Source organism: Rossellomorea sp. H136 (genome assembly GCF_056838065.1).
In genome coordinates, this window is record NZ_CM166371.1 from 2173852 (window position 1) to 2192858 (window position 19007).

15 protein-coding genes are annotated in these 19007 nt (G+C 40.1%); 12 read left to right on the forward strand and 3 right to left on the reverse strand.

The genetic code is table 11. The annotated features are described in order from the left end of the window. Positions 1-80: 80 nt before the first annotated feature. Together mutS and mutL are read left to right on the forward strand one after the other, a co-directional pair. On the forward strand, positions 81-2702 hold the full coding sequence (gene mutS / locus ACYH0O_RS10925; RefSeq protein ID WP_482632239.1) for a DNA mismatch repair protein MutS: 2622 nt from the start codon (positions 81-83) through the stop codon (positions 2700-2702). A 13-nt stretch (positions 2703-2715) separates the two neighbouring features. Continuing rightward, positions 2716-4605, forward strand: a complete 1890-nt coding sequence (mutL, locus tag ACYH0O_RS10930; RefSeq protein WP_482632240.1) for a DNA mismatch repair endonuclease MutL — start codon at positions 2716-2718, stop codon at positions 4603-4605. Positions 4606-5071: 466 nt separating this feature from the next. Here mutL and ACYH0O_RS10935 read toward each other — a convergent pair whose 3' ends face one another. Further along, on the reverse strand, positions 5072-5509 hold the full coding sequence (locus tag ACYH0O_RS10935; RefSeq protein WP_149155612.1) for a hypothetical protein: 438 nt from the start codon (positions 5507-5509) through the stop codon (positions 5072-5074). 439 nt (positions 5510-5948) lie between these two features. On the opposite strand from ACYH0O_RS10935, the gene ACYH0O_RS10940 reads away from it, so the two are divergent. From ACYH0O_RS10940 to spoVK, 5 genes are all read left to right on the forward strand, one after another. After that, positions 5949-6986 (forward strand): class I SAM-dependent methyltransferase, encoded by a 1038-nt coding sequence (locus ACYH0O_RS10940; protein WP_482632241.1) that lies wholly within the window; start codon positions 5949-5951, stop codon positions 6984-6986. A gap of 176 nt (positions 6987-7162) precedes the next feature. After that, entirely contained in the window at positions 7163-9547 is a 2385-nt protein-coding gene (locus ACYH0O_RS10945; protein ID WP_482632242.1) for a penicillin acylase family protein, read from the forward strand. A gap of 287 nt (positions 9548-9834) precedes the next feature. After that, positions 9835-10794, forward strand: coding sequence for a tRNA (adenosine(37)-N6)-dimethylallyltransferase MiaA (miaA, locus tag ACYH0O_RS10950; RefSeq protein ID WP_482632243.1), 960 nt, complete (start codon positions 9835-9837; stop codon positions 10792-10794). Between the two features lie 27 nt (positions 10795-10821). Continuing rightward, on the forward strand, positions 10822-11058 hold the full coding sequence (gene hfq, locus ACYH0O_RS10955; protein ID WP_113968114.1) for an RNA chaperone Hfq: 237 nt from the start codon (positions 10822-10824) through the stop codon (positions 11056-11058). A gap of 387 nt (positions 11059-11445) precedes the next feature. Continuing rightward, entirely contained in the window at positions 11446-12399 is a 954-nt protein-coding gene (spoVK, locus tag ACYH0O_RS10960) for a stage V sporulation protein K (RefSeq protein ID WP_149155615.1), read from the forward strand. Between the two features lie 72 nt (positions 12400-12471). On the opposite strand, the gene ACYH0O_RS10965 is transcribed toward spoVK, so the two are convergent. Beyond that, positions 12472-13080: a trimeric intracellular cation channel family protein gene (locus tag ACYH0O_RS10965; protein ID WP_149155616.1), complete on the reverse strand. Its 609-nt coding sequence runs from the start codon at positions 13078-13080 to the stop codon at positions 12472-12474. Positions 13081-13285: 205 nt separating this feature from the next. Here ACYH0O_RS10965 and hflX point away from each other — a divergent pair, with 205 nt between their 5' ends. The 4 genes from hflX to glnA all read left to right on the forward strand — a co-directional run bounded on the left by hflX (position 13286) and on the right by glnA (position 17764). Then, positions 13286-14539, forward strand: a complete 1254-nt coding sequence (gene hflX, locus ACYH0O_RS10970; RefSeq protein WP_482632244.1) for a GTPase HflX — start codon at positions 13286-13288, stop codon at positions 14537-14539. Between the two features lie 18 nt (positions 14540-14557). Next, entirely contained in the window at positions 14558-15835 is a 1278-nt protein-coding gene (locus tag ACYH0O_RS10975) for a methionine gamma-lyase family protein (protein ID WP_482632245.1), read from the forward strand. A gap of 139 nt (positions 15836-15974) precedes the next feature. Beyond that, positions 15975-16391, forward strand: coding sequence for a MerR family transcriptional regulator (locus tag ACYH0O_RS10980; protein ID WP_113968110.1), 417 nt, complete (start codon positions 15975-15977; stop codon positions 16389-16391). A gap of 38 nt (positions 16392-16429) precedes the next feature. Then, positions 16430-17764 (forward strand): type I glutamate--ammonia ligase, encoded by a 1335-nt coding sequence (gene glnA / locus ACYH0O_RS10985; protein WP_149155619.1) that lies wholly within the window; start codon positions 16430-16432, stop codon positions 17762-17764. A 128-nt stretch (positions 17765-17892) separates the two neighbouring features. On the opposite strand, the gene lexA is transcribed toward glnA, so the two are convergent. Next, on the reverse strand, positions 17893-18513 hold the full coding sequence (lexA, locus tag ACYH0O_RS10990) for a transcriptional repressor LexA (protein ID WP_148969243.1): 621 nt from the start codon (positions 18511-18513) through the stop codon (positions 17893-17895). A 157-nt stretch (positions 18514-18670) separates the two neighbouring features. On the opposite strand from lexA, the gene yneA reads away from it, so the two are divergent. Next, on the forward strand, positions 18671-18997 hold the full coding sequence (gene yneA / locus ACYH0O_RS10995; RefSeq protein ID WP_149155620.1) for a cell division suppressor protein YneA: 327 nt from the start codon (positions 18671-18673) through the stop codon (positions 18995-18997). The last annotated feature ends 10 nt before the right edge of the window (positions 18998-19007 follow it).

The following is a 19007-nucleotide window of genomic DNA, read 5'->3' on the forward strand; positions in this document are numbered from 1 at the left end:
TACATGCTCTATCCCTTTCACGTGTGATATAATGAATAGTCGAGATTAGTAGATTTACTTGGAAAGGTTTGAATGAAACCATGACACAATATACTCCAATGATAAAACAATACTTACAAGTAAAGGCAGGATACCAAGATGCCTTTTTATTTTTTCGTTTAGGTGATTTTTATGAAATGTTTTTTGACGACGCCATTGCCGCATCGCAGGAACTTGAAATAACGTTAACAAGTCGAGATGGGGGAGGGAAGGAACGTATTCCAATGTGTGGTGTACCCTATCACTCTGCTCCTAACTACATAGAGCAGCTCATCGATAAAGGCTATAAAGTAGCGATTTGTGAACAAACCGAAGATCCGAAACAAGCTAAGGGAGTTGTGCGGAGAGAAGTTGTTCAGCTCATTACACCCGGTACGGTTATGGATGGAAAGGGCCTGAATGACAAAGAGAACAACTATATTGCTGCTGTTACTGATTTTAATGATGAAACATATGGACTTTCTTATAGTGACTTAACAACAGGGGAAACAAAAGTGACTTTGGTCACAGATGGTCTTCAAGCATTGTTGAATGAATTATCTACGATTGGTGCGAAGGAAGTCGTCATCCACCCCGATCTTAATGAAACGGTACAAGGAAAGATTAAAGAGCGAAACGACGTTACCTTGTCATATGAGAAAGGAGCTGACGGCGGAGGGGATTTTGCTCATCTCGTTGCCCCTTTGAAACAAGATAAACTAATAAAAGCTTCCTCCATCCTTTTTCACTACCTCTTCCGTACACAGAAGAGAAGTCTGGATCATTTACAAGTAGTTGAGACATATCAGCTGCATCAATTTATGAAAATGGATTACTATTCAAAGCGAAATCTGGAATTGACGGAAACAATCCGATCAAAAGGAAAGAAAGGTTCGCTTCTTTGGCTATTAGATGAAACGATGACGGCTATGGGAGCCCGGTTACTTAAGCAATGGATCGATCGACCACTTATTCATAAACAGGACATTGAAAGGCGTCAAACAGTTGTTGAAGTGCTATTGGAGCGCTTCTTTGAGAGGCAGGACCTTAGAGAAAGATTAAAGGAAGTGTATGACCTGGAGAGGCTGGCGGGGCGTGTTGCGTTCGGTAATGTGAATGCACGTGATTTGATTCAGCTGAAAAAATCACTTCAGCAAGTACCCGTGTTAAAACACCTGGTGGGATCACTGAAACATGAAGCAACCGATGATCTCGTAAAGAAACTTGATCCATGTGAAGAGCTGACAGAGCTTCTTGACCTAGCTTTAGTTGAAAACCCTCCTCTTACAATTAAAGAGGGAAGTCTGATTCGGGATGGGTATCATGATGAGCTTGATCAATACCGTGATGCAAGTAGAAACGGGAAGTCTTGGATTGCTCAGCTCGAACGTGATGAGAGGGAAAGGACTGGAATCAGGTCCCTTAAAGTTGGATTTAACCGGGTCTTTGGCTATTATATCGAAGTAACGAGAGCAAACCTTCAACACCTGGAAGAAGACCGCTATGAAAGAAAACAAACATTAACAAATGCGGAGCGATTCATCACCCCTGAGTTAAAGGAGAAAGAAGCGCTGATCCTTCAGGCTGATGAAAAAAGTGTGGATCTGGAATATGACCTGTTCCTTGGGATTCGTGAAAGCGTGAAAGAATTTATACCCCGCCTGCAGAAGCTCGCGAAACTCGTAAGTGAACTGGACGTTCTCCAATGCTTTGCAACGGTCAGTGAAAAGCGTCATTATACCCGCCCTGTCTTTAATGAAGAAAGAATAATCCAGTTGAGGGACGGACGTCATCCGGTTGTCGAAAAGGTGATGGGTGCTCAGGAATATGTTCCGAACGACTGCTATATGGATCAAGAAAAAGAAGTCTTTCTTATAACAGGACCGAATATGTCGGGGAAAAGTACCTATATGAGACAGGTGGCTTTAACGAGTATTCTTGCTCAAATTGGGTGTTATGTTCCTGCCAGTGAAGCAAACCTGCCAATCTTTGATCAAGTATTTACGCGAATTGGGGCAGCGGATGATCTGATTTCAGGTCAAAGTACTTTCATGGTGGAGATGTTAGAGGCGAAAAATGCGATCATCAACGCGACTCAGCAAAGTTTAATATTATTTGATGAAATTGGACGTGGTACTTCCACTTATGACGGCATGGCATTGGCCCAAGCGATAATTGAATACATTCATGAACATATAGGGGCAAAAACCTTATTCTCCACTCACTATCATGAGCTGACGGTTCTCGAAGAAGAATTACAAAAGGTGAAAAACGTGCATGTAAGTGCCATGGAACAAAACGGAAAGCTCGTTTTCCTTCATAAAATCAAGGATGGAGCAGCTGATAAAAGTTATGGAATTCATGTTGCCGAGCTTGCAGAGCTACCTGAAGCCCTGATTGAAAGAGCGAACGAAATCCTGCTTGAGCTTGAGCGTAAGGATGAGCCTTCTCACTATAGAGAAGTGGCTGTTACGAGGGAATCAGCTGTTGAGAAACACGAACCAAATGAAGAAGATCTTGCCCAGCTGTCCTTTTTTGCTGCTGAGAAAAAAGGGAAAAAAGAAAATTTTACTTCTAAAGAAAAGAAATGCTTAGATGAGCTTAAAAAGCTCGATATCCTGGAGATGACTCCATTGGATGCAATGAACACCCTCTACGGCATCCAAAAAAAGTTAAAAAATTAAAGGAGGTGAAACTGTGGTGAAAATATTTCAGCTTGATGATTCGCTTTCTAATAAAATTGCCGCAGGTGAAGTTGTGGAAAGACCGGCTTCTGTCGTGAAGGAGCTCCTTGAAAACAGCATAGATGCAGGCGGTTCCGTGATTGAAATTCATATTGAAGAAGCAGGCTTGCATTCGATACGTATCATTGATAATGGGGACGGAATCGAAGAGGATGATGTGATAACAGCTTTCAAACGGCATGCAACCAGTAAAATCAAAAACGAAAATGATCTATTCCGTATCCGGACATTGGGATTTAGGGGAGAAGCCCTGCCCAGTATTGCTTCCGTTTCCCATTTTGTGCTGAAAACGAGTACGGGAGATGGTCCGGGTACGTATATAGAACTTGAAGGTGGAGATATCAACTCATTTGAAAAAACGTCGTCAAGAAAAGGCACAGATATCACAGTTTCACAATTGTTCTTCAATACACCCGCACGATTAAAATACATGAAAACCATTCATACTGAGCTGGGAAACATTACTGATGTGGTGAACCGGATTGCACTGGCTCATCCTAACGTTTCAATCAAGCTTTTGCACAACGGTAAAGCTTTATTACACACCAATGGTAATGGAGATGTCCTGCAGGTACTGGCAGCTATCTATGGGGTCGGAATAGCCAAGAAGATGGTTCCGATTGAAGTGAGCTCACTTGATTTCGAGGTTAAGGGATTTATCTCTCTCCCTGAGGTTACACGCGCTTCCAGAAATTATATTTCAACGATGATCAATGGGCGCTTTATAAAAAACTATGCTTTGGCGAAAGCAATCGGCGAGGGGTATCACACCCTTCTTCCAATTGGTCGTCACCCCATCGTCCTTCTTAGCATAGAAATGGATCCCATCCTGGTAGATGTGAATGTACATCCTTCCAAGATGGAGGTCCGCATAAGTAAAGAAAGTGAATTAAATACATTAGTTACTGAAGGAATCAAAAGGGTGTTTAAAGGAAAAGAATTGATTCCTTCAGGATCCTTGGCACCGAAGATTGTACAGCCGAAATCAGAGCAAACGTTTATGAATCTGGACCATTCGGCTAAAACTCAGGAGAAAGAGGAAAAGGCGGGATTCGTAGATGCGGTTCGTGAACGGTTGCTTCCTAAAGAAGAGTTGGAAAAACTTTATGGGACAGAACCACAAAAAAGCGAATCCCACAAGGCAAAAATTCCCGTTTCAGATGAACCAACAGTTCCGGACTTAACGCACACACTTCAGGAAGAAGGGGAATTCCAGGATACAAATGTGGAAGAAGAATTCGATGAGAAAGGTCACTCTCCTAGAGTTCCTCCACTTTACCCTATTGGCCAAATGCACGGTACTTATATCTTTGCCCAAAATGATCGCGGCCTATATATCATTGATCAACATGCAGCTCAAGAACGAATAAAATATGAGTTCTTTAAAGAAAAAGTGGGAGAGGTTGCGAAAGAGCTCCAAGAACTCCTGGTCCCACTTACCCTTGCATTTTCTACAGACGAGTATATTAAAATTAATGAATACCGGCATCTTCTGGAAGAAGTCGGTGTGTTTCTGGAAGAGTTCGGCTACAATAGCTTTATTGTCCGGGCTCATCCTCAATGGTTTCCAAAAGGGGAAGAACAGCAAACCATCGAAGATATGATCGAACAGGTGTTGAAAATGAACCGGGTTGATATCAAAAAACTCCGGGAAGAAGCGGCTATTATGATGAGTTGCAAAGGTTCAATCAAGGCGAACCATCATTTGCGCAATGAAGACATGCAAGCTTTATTGGACGAACTGAGAAGAACCAGTGACCCATTTACCTGTCCACACGGGCGACCTATTATTATCCACTACTCAACATATGAAATGGAAAAGATGTTTAAACGAATAATGTAAAAAGGAGGCTGGGACAAAACTAAAAAACCACGATAAAAAGACGAACAATAGAAGTGTAGGTTCTTCATACCGCTAATGATTTCCGTGCAAGACTACGCTTTCCGCGGGTAGCCCGTGAGCCTCCTCGGCAAGCCTGCGGGGTCTCACATAAGCTACTCTTCCCGCAGAAGTCTTCGTCTTGCACTCCAATCAACCGCTGGAAACAGCTAAAATCAAATGATTTGAAAATAAATAATAAACCCGAACAAATCTGCACACTAAGAAGCAGGTTTGTTCGGGTTTGACTTAGGATAAAAAACTTTTGTCCCAGCCCCTCTTGTCTTTCATAAATAAATCACAGTACTTCCAATTGTTAGTGAATCATAACAGATAAAACTGAGGAGATAAAGCTGAAAAGATCATTTGTAGTATCATACTAATGCCTCATCCAATAAAGGTGAGGCACAGGTTGTCCGATTAATAATCATCATCCAGCTGTTGCAATAGCACTAAAGCTCTCAGGACCAACTCGGATTGTCCCTAAAACTGAGGCGCTTATAAATGCGCTATATACTAAAGGTCCACTTTCCGGCTTAGGGGCGTTAAAGTTTGCACCAGAAAATGTAACAAGCTGAGGACCCAATACTTCAAGACTCAATTGTTGTTCTGCACTATATACTGTTGTTAATCCTGATTGTTGTGTACCTCTAACCACAGTGATAGTTACACTAGTTGCAAGTGGAACTAACGGTAACTGCACAGCGACAGTTCCATTGAACTCGACTCTTATCTGTCCAACAGTTGCCTTTGTTACGTCCAATCCAACTATACCAAATAAAGAATCGGTACCTACAAGGATTGGCTCAGATATACTGTTAGCCAAACTAGCATTTTGACTTGTTCTCCCATCTAGAAAAATTCCCATCATCTCACCCCCTTTTTTCTTATCTAGTATATGTTATGTAACTCTACTATTTATGACTGTGCTGGTTGATTATAAATGAAAAACTACATCCAATAGTCGTGGGTTTTTAGTATGATTTGAGATCATGCCGATTTGTGACAACGCTAGCAACTTTTTCGCATCTTCATTTCTTAGAAAATAGTATATATTTTAATGGTATGAATAGTGTATTTATGAAAAATTCATTATTTTATTTGGAGAGGGAACAGGGTGCTAATAAGTGTGGTACACCTAATGAAATATAATTGCTAAAGGAAATGAGGGTAGCGATTTGTTTACAACAATAATATTATGGTAACTAATAAAATTTTCTGCTTTTAATGAAGGTGTTTTCAAACTTTTCGTTAATTATATAGTAATAGATTGTAAGCGCTTTATTCGGAAGGAGGAAGAGTGGAAAATGATCGAAATTGAAACGTCTGCAAATAATGAAGTGATTCATGAAGAAACATACCTCCAGCCATCTTATCGTGTAGATAAAAGACAGTTCACAGAAAGAGAATATAATAAATTTGTAAAATTAAGAGGGGTAAGGGATTGGTCGACACTTTCATGGAAAGATGTAGGAAAGCCTTACGAAGTAACGACTTTTGCTAAAGAAAAAAAGGAATGGGAAAAAGAAAACGGTAAAGTTCTTCCCGTTCATACTTCATGGGAAATGTTTAATCGCTCCTTTCATGAGTGGTTTGTGAAGGATGTTCCTGCGGAGTTGAATCAGAGTAGAAAACGATTTATAAGCAATGCCTTAAAATTGAATGTGAAAGAAACGGCGGCTGCATTGGGTGAGCACCTTCGTCTTCATTTATGGAATTATGTTCACCGGATACAGGACGGGGTGTGGGATCCAAGAGGGAAGCGAGCATTATTTGGTGACCTTGACGTAGTGAAGCCTAGAATCTTATTCCTCGGTGCTGCTGAAGGCTATGAAGCGATGCAGCTTGCAGCGATGTATCCGGGGAGTGAAATTGTTCTCGTCGATTATGACCCATTCTGTAAGGACACCCGTTACAAGGAATTTCCTGACACCTATCCTTTCTTGGGATTTAATCCGGCTACGGGGGCGGATAAAATCTACTATAAAAATGACTTTCCAACAACATATATTGTAGATGATATACGACAACTATCCTTTGGAAAAGAGTTTGACATTGTACTCAGTGTTGGGCTACTTGAACATTTCCCTGATGAGTATAAATCAGAAGTAGTCGAGTGGCATCGTAAATATTTGAAGCCAAATGGATACATGGTACTTACTACTCCAAGAGCTCAACTCAAATCCAAAATTTATTATGAAGTAATGTCAGATGTGATGAACCACACTTATAGGGAACTCATGACCATTGAACAAATGGGTCTATATTTATATGAAAATGGAGTGGATATTTTGCAGCATGGTTATATAAAAGTTCATAACGGAATTATTGCAAAAATCCGGTAAGGAAAGAAAGCTTTTGATTGTAATGATATTCAATCAAAGGCTTTTTATTTATGGCTTAAATTTCTATGAAAATATCTAAGATCACTAATTAGTAGAAGGAATTCCTCTCTTAAAAGGCTAATATTAAAGATATGAACATTTTCAGAAAATTCTTTATATAAACAGGGGGAAAAGGAATGAATGGAGGCATAGAGCTACAAAGGGAGAAAAAAAATAAACGACTGAGGATCACTTTGTGGACGGCAGGGTCTCTTCTGTTTATCTTGCTTGGAATTCTGATATTTGTAAACTATTACATTGACAGATCCCTACCCATTACATCGGGCACAATTTCATTAGAGGGGCTATCTGAGGATGTGGAAGTAACAAGAGACAAGGACGGTGTCCCTCATATTCTGGCCCAAAATGAAAAAGATTTATATAGGGCACAAGGATATGTACAAGCGCAAGATCGATTATTCCAAATGGACCTTAGCAGGAGACAGGCCTCAGGACGTTTGAGTGAAGTAGTTGGTGAGAAAGCGGTAGATCGGGACAAATTTTTCCGTACCTTTGGTTTGCAGAGGGCAGCCGAAGTATCTTATGCGGCATATCCTGATGATGCTAAGCAGCTTCTGGAGTGGTATGCAGATGGAGTCAACTCCTTTATAAATGAAGCGCAAGAAAAGGGGAAGTTGCCAATTGAATTTACTATCCTTGGTTATAAACCTGAAAAATGGACACCGATCGATTCATTGACCATCGGAAAATATATGGCATTTGATTTAGGAGGACACTGGCAAGGGCAGGCATTCAGATACTGGGCAATGGAGAATTTGCCAAAGGAAAAAGCGTATGATCTGTTCCCTTCATACCCTCAAGACGCTCCTTCCATTCTGTCGGATATTGGAGGAGTAAAGCTCGATATGGAGCAATCATTTGCGAGTGCAGTCATTCCCCCTGAGTTTAATGGAAGCAATAACTGGGTAGTAAGCGGTGAGAAAACAGCAAGTGGGAAACCTCTCCTAGCTGATGATCCGCATCTATCATTAGGAACTCCTTCCATTTGGTATCAGATGCATTTGGAATCACCACAAGTCAATGTCAGTGGTGTCATCTTTGCCGGCATACCGGGAATCATTCTTGGTCATAATGAACAAATTGCTTGGGGGGTTACGAACACAGGACCTGACGTCCAGGACTTATATGTGGAGAAACGAAATGAAGAAGATCCGACCTTATTTCTTTATGATGGTAAATGGGAAATGGCAACAATCATAGAGGAGCCTATTAAAGTGAAGGATGGTGATACTATCCCTTATGAAGTAACCATTACGAGACATGGTCCGGTGATTTCAGAATTTGCTCATCAAAATGAAAGTGGAAAAGTACTATCAATGAGATGGACAGCCCTTGATCCAAGTCTTGAACTTCTTGCAATCGTTAACATTAACAAGGCAAAGGATTGGGATGAATTTGAAGAAGCCTTAAAGGACTTTCACGTTCCTACGCAAAATTTCGTTTTTGCCTCAGCTGATGGAACGATTGCGTATAAGGCAAACGGGAAAATCCCTATTAGAAAAAAAGGGGACGGACTACTGCCTGTTCCCGGGTGGGATCCGGATTATGAGTGGGAAGGTTTTATACCATTCGAAGAACTTCCTAAGGTCATCAATCCTGAATCCGGTTTCTTGGCAACCGCAAATAATAAAGTAGTTTCAGATGACTATCCATATCACATTAGTCATCACTGGGCTCAGCCATATAGGTTCATGAGAATATCGGAGTATTTAGAAGGGGAAAAGGATCTCACTCTTTCCGATATGAAAGACCTTCAAATGGATCAGATGAATTTACATGCCCGTGAAATGGTTCCTATTCTTATTGAAGATTTGGAGAACGAGTCATTAACAGCTAAAGAAAAAGAAGCTGTTGAGCTGTTGAAGTCCTGGAACTATAAAGATGATAAAAAATTAGCTGCTCCACTCGTTTTTCATCAATGGATGAACGAAATTTCCACTGGCCTATTTAAAAAGGAAATTCCAAAAGGTATGATGAAACTGTTTGAAGGTCGTCAAAGTGTCGTGGATGAACTCGTTCGAAAGGCTCATAACGGAGAGGAGTCTCAGTGGTTTTTGGACAGGGGAGGATACAAGACATTTCTAACAACTTCACTTACCCAAGCATTAGACGAGCTGGAAGAAGCTTATGGCTCTCAAATAGACGTGTGGGAGTGGGGGATGTATCATAGAGTATATTTTGAACACCCACTATCCGGAGCTTCTTCCGTTTTGAAATGGTTCTTAAATGACAGGGATCCCGAGCCGGTTGGAGGAAGTAGAGTGACGGTTGGAGCTGCGAGTTACAATGAGAGTGGAATCGTCAATCATGGTGCTTCATGGAGATTTGTTATTGATACAGAGAACATGAACAATGGCTATCATATTGTAGGCCCTGGACAAGCGGGTCATTATAAAAGCAAATGGTATCAAAATCAAATGGACGCATGGAAAAACGGTGACTATCATCAAACATCCATTTCAAACCGAGAAGGTGATAGGTTAATTTTAAAAGCAGATTAAAGTCTAAAGCAGCTGGTCATCAAAGGTAAAAAAAGAAAGGTTATAAACATCTATAAACAGCCTGAAGACCCTCTCCAGGCTGTTTATAGTATGAGAGTTTAATATCGATGAGGTTTATCCCTTTTAGAAATGGGTACATTCACTTCTAAGAAGAAGGGAGGAAAACAGCTTCTAATATTGAATATTCATAAAAGAATTGGGTATACTGGCAAGATGTGATTTAACAACATCTATCATTATGGTACGATAATATGTAACGAAACATTTACATAGAAAGCAGTGAACGTATGACAAGAATTGAAAAAGAGAAAGTGATCGTTCTTATTGGTCCGACTGCTGTAGGTAAAACCAATACAAGTATAGAACTTGCCAAGAGGTATAATGGCGAAATCATAAGTGGTGACTCCATGCAGATTTATAAAAAAATGGATATCGGTACCGCAAAAATCACACCTGAAGAGATGGAAGGAGTCCCACATCATCTGCTTGATATTAAAGATCCCAGTGAATCCTTTTCTGTAGCAGACTTTCAGCAACTTGTCCGAAAGAAAATTTCAGAGATTCACTCACGTGGAAAAGTCCCTATTATAGTAGGGGGAACAGGGCTTTATATTCAGTCTGTATTATACGATTATCAATTCACTGAAACCCCAGGTGATGAAGACTATCGTGAGGATTTAGAAGCAAGCCTTGAGAAAAATGGTTCCGAGTGGCTTCATGATCGATTAGTATCTGTGGATCCCGTATCAGCAGGGAATATACACCGGAATAATACTCGACGAGTCATTCGTGCGTTGGAGATCTATCATTGTACTGGCAAGACAATGTCTGAGTATCAACAAGAGCAATCCCAGGAGCTGCAGTACGAAGTGGCTTTAATTGGGCTAACTATGGATCGGGAAAAACTTTATGAAAGAATAAATCTTCGTGTTGATCTGATGATGAAACAAGGTTTATTAGAAGAAGTTAAAGAATTATACGATGAAGGAATAAGAAATGTTCAGTCTGTTCAAGCCATTGGGTACAAAGAACTTTACGAATACTTTGATGGCACAGTCAGCTTGGAACGGGCAATAGAAAGCCTAAAGCAAAATTCAAGAAGATATGCAAAGCGCCAACTTACATGGTTCAGAAATAAAATGGATGTTACCTGGTTCGATATGACAAATGAGAGTCAGCGCACCAAAAATATTGAGGATATTTCAGAATTTATTGCAGGAAAGCTACAGTTAAAGTCGAATAAGTAATGTAGAGATAGAAGAGGAGGACTAACCATGAAACAATCCATTAATATCCAAGATCAATTCCTTAATCAATTGAGAAAAGAGAGTTCACTATGTACGGTATTTTTATTGAATGGATTCCAAATCCGTGGACAAGTGAAAGGTTTTGATAACTTTACAGTGCTGTTTGAATGCGAAGGAAAACAGCAGCTTGTATATAAGCATGCCATTTCAACATTCGCTCCACAGCGTAATGTCCAAATAAATTTTGAAGAACAAAGCAATTAATATTAAAAACTGCGAAAGCTGCCTCAATGGGCAGCTTTTTTTGTAGTCATTATCAGTATGATTTATCATACTGATAATGTATCTGATTCATGATTGCAAGAATTAATTAATGAAACGAAAAGTAATTGAATAGGATGATAAGAGAGGCTTTTTTTATGTCCCTCACTTATAATGTCCCAATTTAGTTTTCAATAGTTAATGAATATGCTGAACCGTTATGAAAAGTAAACGAAGCAAAACACTCCGTATTTCTTTTTATTTCTCGGGAAAGCGCAGGAATAGACGGAATTCTTCTAATTTGTCGAAAAAACCAGGTGAAATATAGGCGTTTGTCACCCTAAAATCTTCAGGAGCGTATACTGTCTTAAGAATGGTGAGGTGAATCCATTGGATCAACCAATGAGAATGAAAAATAATGGTCAAATCAGCATTGTATTGAATTCTCAAAAACGGAGTTCAGTAAAAGATACGTTAAGGCATGATTCCGTTCCTCAGTCGCTCCCTCAAGAGCATGTCGCGTTAAAAGAAATAGAAGAAGAACTTGGATCTCTAGTCGGAATGGAAGAAATGAAGAAAATGGTGAAAGAAATCTATGCTTGGATATATGTTAATAAGAAGCGGGAAACAATCGGGTTGAAAGCGGGAAAACAAGCCCTTCATATGATGTTCAAAGGAAATCCCGGTACAGGAAAGACTACTGTCGCAAGGATTATTGGAAAACTATTCTTGAAAATGAATGTACTTTCTAAAGGACATTTAATTGAAGCAGAGAGAGCTGATCTGGTTGGTGAATATATTGGTCACACAGCTCAGAAAACAAGAGACCTTGTCAAAAAGGCCTTAGGAGGAATTTTGTTTATCGATGAAGCGTATTCACTAGGCAGAGGAGGAGAGAAGGATTTCGGGAAAGAAGCAATTGATACACTTGTCAAACATATGGAAGATAAGCAGCATGAATTCATCTTGATCCTGGCTGGATACTCGAGGGAAATGGATCACTTTCTTACCTTGAATCCCGGCCTCCAATCACGATTTCCTCTCGTATTTCACTTTCCTGATTATTCAGTTGATCAGCTGATGGAAATCGGCAGAAGGATGTTAGAAGATAAAGAATATTTATTAAGTCATGATGCAGAAAGAAAAATTCGGGAACATCTTCATTCAGCAAAAAATAATCTATCTCCTATGGCATTTTCAAATGGCAGATATGTACGAAATGTTTTAGAGAAGTCAATTCGTGCTCAGGCCATGCGGCTGCTAATGGAAAATTGTTATGATCGACATGATTTATTAACCATCCGCAGCAATGATTTAGTGTTTAACAAAGGGTCATCTGAATGACTATACTTAGTAAACATCTAGTAATATAAAAATCTATGAAAAAATGCATTCATAAGTGAATGCATTTTTTCATTATACATGTGCTCGTAAACTCCTATTCGGTAACCTCCATTTATATAAATAGGATAGAACACGTAATGTTGTTGTGATCACGAATAAAGAGTAGAGTTCAAATGCTGAATGGACTATCCCGAGCCCGATTGCTGCTCCACAAAGGACTGCCCATACAGCATAAATTTCTGAACGAAGCACTAATGGTTTACGACCGGCAAGGAGATCACGAATGATTCCACCCCCGCTCCCTGTCAGCACAGCTGCTACAATAATAGCGCTTATTGGATGATTCATTTCAGAAGCATACAGTGCTCCTTGGATAGCAAAAGCTGAAAGACCTATGGCATCAAAGAAATTCCCCCATTTTCTCCAGTGTTTAAGGAGATTATTAGGGAAAAGAAAGACAGCTGTTATTGAAAGGAGGGCAATCTGAAACAACATGCCTTGCTCCCATAGAGCGGAAACAGGGACGCCAATCAGTAAATTCCGAATAGCCCCTCCACCGAATGCTGTGACGATTCCTAATATATATACACCGAGGATATCGTATTCCTCTTCCATGGCAATGATAGCTCCTGAAATAGCAAAAGCAATGGTACCTATAATACTCAATACTTCCCACGTCATACACATTCCTCCTAACCCTATTACAATATGCTACATGCCATTATGTAGATTCTTGAATGAGTGTGATTTCGTAAATTCAAACATACTGATTTTAACACGTCTGCACTTAATTGCAACCATTTTTCACTGCTTTTAACATAGAGTTTACGAGACGGATTTGTTATGATGAAGATGAAAATGAAATGTATAGAAAGAAGGATGTTTATTGAAGAGTGAAGTGAAGGAAAAAGTCATTCTGGTTGGGTGTCAACAGGAAGAAGATGACTTGCGTTTTCAATATAGTTTAGCGGAGCTTGAAGAACTGACTCAAACCGCTCATGGTCAAGTCGTGGGTACTCTCACTCAAAAAAGGGACCGAGTTCATCCCGGCACTTATATCGGGAAAGGAAAAGTAGAAGAGCTGGTCCTGTTGGAAGAACAATTTGAACCGGATATCATCATATTTAATGATGAACTATCTCCGAGTCAATTACGAAACTTATCGAAAGATTTACATGCAAGGGTGATCGATCGAACTCAACTGATCCTGGATATTTTCGCTGGGCGCGCACGTTCAAGAGAAGGGAAATTACAAGTAGAGCTTGCACAACTTCAATACTTACTTCCAAGATTAATCGGACAAGGAGCATCTCTCTCCAGATTGGGAGGAGGGATTGGTACAAGAGGACCTGGTGAGACAAAACTCGAAAGTGATCGTCGTCACATTCATCGCAGAATTGATGATATTAAGAAACAATTACAAACCATTGTTGAGCATAGAGAAAGGTATCGTGAACGAAGAAAGCGTAACAAAGCATTTCAAATTGCACTGGTAGGTTATACAAACGCTGGGAAATCGACTTTGTTTAATCGAATTTCATTAGCAGATTCTTATGAAGAGAATCAACTTTTCGCTACATTGGACCCGATGACAAGAAAAATGCCTTTGCCCAGTGGGTACTCAACATTACTTACGGATACTGTCGGATTTATTCAGGATCTCCCTACTACATTAGTAGCGGCATTTCGTTCTACCCTGGAAGAGGTGAAGGAAGCGGACCTGCTTCTACATGTAGTGGATAGTTCAAATCCAGATTACAGTCAGCATGAAAAGACCGTTCAGTCATTATTGGAAGACTTAGATATGAACGGACTTCCTCAGTTAACAGTATACAACAAGCGGGATGTGGTGGACCCTGACTTTGTTCCGGGAAGTGAATGGGATCATATCATGATCAGTGCCTTGAACGAAGAAGATCGAGGTCAGCTTTTATTAAGAATAGAAGAAATCGTGAAAAATTATATGACATCTTATCATGTGTACATCCCAGCAAGTGAAGGGAAGCACCTTTCACAATTAAAAAATGATACGATCTTAAGAAAATTAGAATTTTTAGAAGAAAGCCAGGTTTACGAATTGACGGGCTATCACCTGGAAGATCATCCAATCGCAGGCAGCATCAAGAAATTTCAAAGGTAGAAGGGAAACAAAAACCTCATGTTTGAACAATTAGTGCACGGAAACACTCTAAAGCCATTGGTAACAAAAGTTGAAGCAAGCATTAAAGATATACACAATCAAATTGAAGAACGAGCTGAAAATAACCAGTTCAGTGTGCTTAGATCTTTTCAAAAGCACCGTGTAAGCGATTCTCACTTCATACCTTCAACTGGTTATGGGTATGACGATACAGGAAGAGACACATTAGAAAGTATTTATGCCGATGTATTCGGAGGAGAAGCAGGACTAGTGCGACCTCAGATTATTTCAGGTACTCATGCGATCTCCATCGCCTTATTTGGTGTACTTAGACCTGGGGATGAACTAGTTTACATAACGGGAAAACCTTATGATACACTTGAAGAAATTGTTGGGATTCGCGGGGAAGGAACCGGGTCACTGAAAGACTTTCAAATTGGTTATCAAAGTGTAGATTTACTTGAGTCTGGAAAGGTCGATTTTGAAGGGGTTGCAAAAACGATTTCTTCCAAAACAAAAATGGTGGGGATTCAGCGATCTAAAGGATATGCCAATCGACCTTCTTTTACTATAGAAGAAATCAAAGAAATGATTGATTTTGTTAAAGAGATCAACCCTGAAATGGTCGTCTTCGTAGACAACTGCTACGGAGAATTTGTAGAAGAGAGTGAGCCTTGCCACGTCGGAGCAGACTTAATGGCAGGCTCCCTTATCAAAAATCCTGGTGGGGGCCTTGCTAAAACCGGGGGCTATATTGTAGGAAGGAAAGAACACGTTGACGCATGTTCATATCGAATGACCTCCCCTGGAATAGGGGCAGAGGCGGGTGCATCTCTTTATAGCTTGCAAGAAATGTATCAAGGCTTCTTTTTGGCACCCCATGTGGTGGCACAATCATTAAAGGGGGCCGTCTTCACATCGGCGTTCTTAACGGAACTTGGCATGAATACAAATCCAAGTCCCCATGCAAAGCGAACAGATTTAATCCAGTCTGTACAGTTCGATGACAGAGATAAGATGGTCGCATTTTGTCAGGCAATCCAGTTTGCATCACCTATAAATTCTCATTTTACTCCATATCCGGACTATATGCCCGGCTATGAGGATGATGTCATTATGGCGGCAGGAACATTCATTCAAGGTTCCAGCATTGAATTATCTGCAGACGGTCCGATAAGGCCACCTTATGTGGCATATGTCCAGGGGGGATTAACTTACGCCCACGTGAAAATTGCCGTTTGCTCAGCAGTAGATAATTTGATTGAAAAAGGTTTAATCACTGTGAATAAAGGATAATAAAGTAGTAAAAGGATAGTCTAAATCTGACTATCCTTTTCTTCTGAATTCATATGTAAGAAAATCTAACATTTAATTGACAGAACTCCTTACATTACATATAATAAGGTCAAGAAGGAAAACAAAAGGAGGAATCAAGATGAGTGGAAGTGAAATTCGTCGAACGATGGCATTATTCCCAATTAGTATTGTCATGCAGCTCACGGACCTAACAGCTCGTCAGATTCGATACTATGAAGAGCACCAATTGATCAGCCCTGCACGTACTGAGGGGAATCGTAGGCTCTTTTCCTTGAATGACATTGATAAGTTATTGGAAGTAAAGGATTTGTTAGATCAAGGCATCAACATGGCTGGGATTAAGAAGATTTTTGCGGTATCCAGTCATAATGAAAGTAAAGTAGTATCTGACGTAAGTAATGAAAAGGAAGAAAAAGCACGACAGGATTTATCCGATGACGAGCTGCGAAAATTACTTCGAAATGAATTGATGCATTCCGGTCGATTTACTAAAGCATCTTTGCGTCAAGGTGACATGTCTCGCTTTTTTCATTAAATAAAAACCTTTAATAAACTTGAGGAGGAAACACGTAAATGGCAAAGTATACTAGAGAAGATGTTTTAAGATTAGCGAATGAAGAAGGTGTAAAGTTCATCCGACTGCAATTCACTGACATTCTGGGCACGATTAAGAACGTAGAAATCCCTCTTAGTCAGCTTGAGAAGGCATTAGATAACAAGATGATGTTTGACGGATCTTCAATTGAAGGATTTGTTCGAATTGAAGAATCAGATATGTACCTATTCCCTGATATAGACACTTGGTTAGTATTCCCATGGACAGCTGAAAAAGGAAAAGTAGCCCGACTGATCTGTGATATCTACAATCCAGATGGCACTCCATTCGAAGGAGATCCGCGGAACAATTTAAAGCGCATCCTAAGTCAAATGGAAGAGCTAGGGTTTACTGACTTCAATCTTGGACCTGAGCCAGAATTCTTCCTCTTTAAATTAGACGTAAATGGTGAGCCGACATTAGAATTAAACGATAACGGTGGCTATTTCGATTTAGCTCCTACAGATTTAGGTGAGAACTGCCGTCGTGATATCGCATTAGAACTAGAAGAAATGGGCTTTGAAATCGAAGCATCTCACCACGAAGTTGCCCCTGGTCAACATGAGATCGACTTTAAATATGCAAGTGCATTAAGAGCATGTGATGATATCCAAACATTTAAACTAGTGGTTAAAACGATTGCACGTAAGCATGGATTACACGCAACATTCATGCCTAAGCCTTTATTTGGTGTAAATGGATCAGGAATGCATTGTAACATGTCCCTATTCAAAAATGGGGAAAACTCTTTCTTCGATGAAAAGGGAGATCTGCAATTAAGCGATACTGCTCGTCAATTCCTTGCAGGTATCATTAAACATGCAACTGACTTTACAGCGATCACGAATCCGACTGTAAACTCATACAAGCGTTTAGTACCAGGATATGAAGCACCTTGTTATGTTGCATGGTCTGCTCGTAACCGCAGCCCTTTAATCCGTATCCCTGCTTCTCGTGGATTAAGCACACGTGTTGAAGTCCGTAGTGTTGACCCGGCAGCTAACCCATACCTGGCGATGGCTGTATTACTGGCAGCTGGATTAGATGGAATCAAAAATAACCTTCCAGCTCCTAAGCCAATCGACCGTAACATTTATGTTATGGACAAAAAAGAGCGTGAAGAAGCGGGAATCGTAGATCTTCCAGCAACATTACACGCTGCATTAGAAAACCTTAAAACAAATGAAGTAATCGTTAAATCTCTTGGAGAACACATCTTCGAACATTTCGTAGAAGCGAAAGAGATCGAATGGGATATGTTCCGTACACAAGTTCATCCATGGGAGCGCGAGCAATACATTCAAATGTATTAATCCATGAAAATTGCTATTAATTAAAAGCAGTGGGTGGTAGCGAAAAATGCTACCACCCACTGCTTTTTTTGAGTCTTCAAAAGTATAGATAAAATTAAGCCGCTATTATACATAGCGGCTTAAACATATTAATGTACTTGACGATAAACTCCGACAACTTTTCCTAAAATGGATACATTTCGTAAAATGATCGGAGCCATAGTCGAATTCTCTGGTTGTAATCGAACATAATCCTTTTCTTTAAAGAAGCGTTTTACAGTCGCTTCATCTTCCTCTGTCATCGCTACGACGATGTCTCCATTATTTGCTGTTTGCTGCTGACGCACGATAACAAAATCCCCATCCAAGATCCCGGCTTCTATCATACTGTCACCCATGATTTCCAGCATGAAGACCTGTTCATCTGAAGGTGCCATACGCTCAGGCAGTGGGAAGAATTCCTCGACATTCTCCACAGCCGTAATGGGTTGACCGGCTGTAACCTTACCGATTAAAGGAACGTTCACAACCCGCTGACGCGGAATCGTATCCTCTTCAAGATTTAAGATTTCGATGGCTCTAGGTTTAGTGGGATCTCTGCGAATAAGACCTTTGCTCTCTAACCTGGCCAGATGTCCGTGTACGGTAGAACTAGAAGCAAGACCAACGGCTTCCCCGATTTCCCGTACGGAAGGTGGGTACCCTTTTTCTCTTACTGCAATTTTAATATATTCTAGTATGTCTTGCTGTCTTTTAGACAATTTTGTCATGTTCACGCACCTCTATTATAGATCTTATGTTCCCATTATAGCATGTCTTTCCAGCTGGTACAAACATAAGTTCGAATTCTTGTTGACACCAAACGAATGTTCGTATTACAATAAATATAACAAAAACAGAACAAACATTCGTATGGAGGTATTTTTTATGTTAACTCACATTTGGAATCGTTTCTCTTACATTATAATATTATTTGTTTTAGCGCTTTTATCTGCAGCCTATTTGCTATTATTTATGGCAAACCAGCCGTCATATCAAAGCATCACCGTTCAGGATGGGGACACACTTTGGACTATTGCCAAACAGTACAATGAAGAATATTCTATGACTGTGGAAGAATTTATCGCTTGGGTAGGAGAGGAAAACAATCTCACATCTTTCTCAATCAAACCCGGTGAATCACTTGTGTTACCTATAGAAAATCCAACATTATCCACCCATTCAGACTATGAATTGGTAATGAACGAAGAATAGAGGGATAGAA

Coding starts and splice junctions, on each gene's coding strand:
- mutS (WP_482632239.1), top strand. CDS start 81: ATGACACAATATACTCCAATGATAAAACAATACTTACAAGTAAAGGCA.
- ACYH0O_RS10935 (WP_149155612.1), bottom strand. CDS start 5,509: ATGGGAATTTTTCTAGATGGGAGAACAAGTCAAAATGCTAGTTTGGCT.
- ACYH0O_RS10940 (WP_482632241.1), top strand. CDS start 5,949: ATGATCGAAATTGAAACGTCTGCAAATAATGAAGTGATTCATGAAGAA.
- ACYH0O_RS10945 (WP_482632242.1), top strand. CDS start 7,163: ATGAATGGAGGCATAGAGCTACAAAGGGAGAAAAAAAATAAACGACTG.
- miaA (WP_482632243.1), top strand. CDS start 9,835: ATGACAAGAATTGAAAAAGAGAAAGTGATCGTTCTTATTGGTCCGACT.
- hfq (WP_113968114.1), top strand. CDS start 10,822: ATGAAACAATCCATTAATATCCAAGATCAATTCCTTAATCAATTGAGA.
- ACYH0O_RS10965 (WP_149155616.1), bottom strand. CDS start 13,080: ATGACGTGGGAAGTATTGAGTATTATAGGTACCATTGCTTTTGCTATT.
- ACYH0O_RS10975 (WP_482632245.1), top strand. CDS start 14,558: ATGTTTGAACAATTAGTGCACGGAAACACTCTAAAGCCATTGGTAACA.
- ACYH0O_RS10980 (WP_113968110.1), top strand. CDS start 15,975: ATGAGTGGAAGTGAAATTCGTCGAACGATGGCATTATTCCCAATTAGT.
- glnA (WP_149155619.1), top strand. CDS start 16,430: ATGGCAAAGTATACTAGAGAAGATGTTTTAAGATTAGCGAATGAAGAA.
- lexA (WP_148969243.1), bottom strand. CDS start 18,513: ATGACAAAATTGTCTAAAAGACAGCAAGACATACTAGAATATATTAAA.
- yneA (WP_149155620.1), top strand. CDS start 18,671: ATGTTAACTCACATTTGGAATCGTTTCTCTTACATTATAATATTATTT.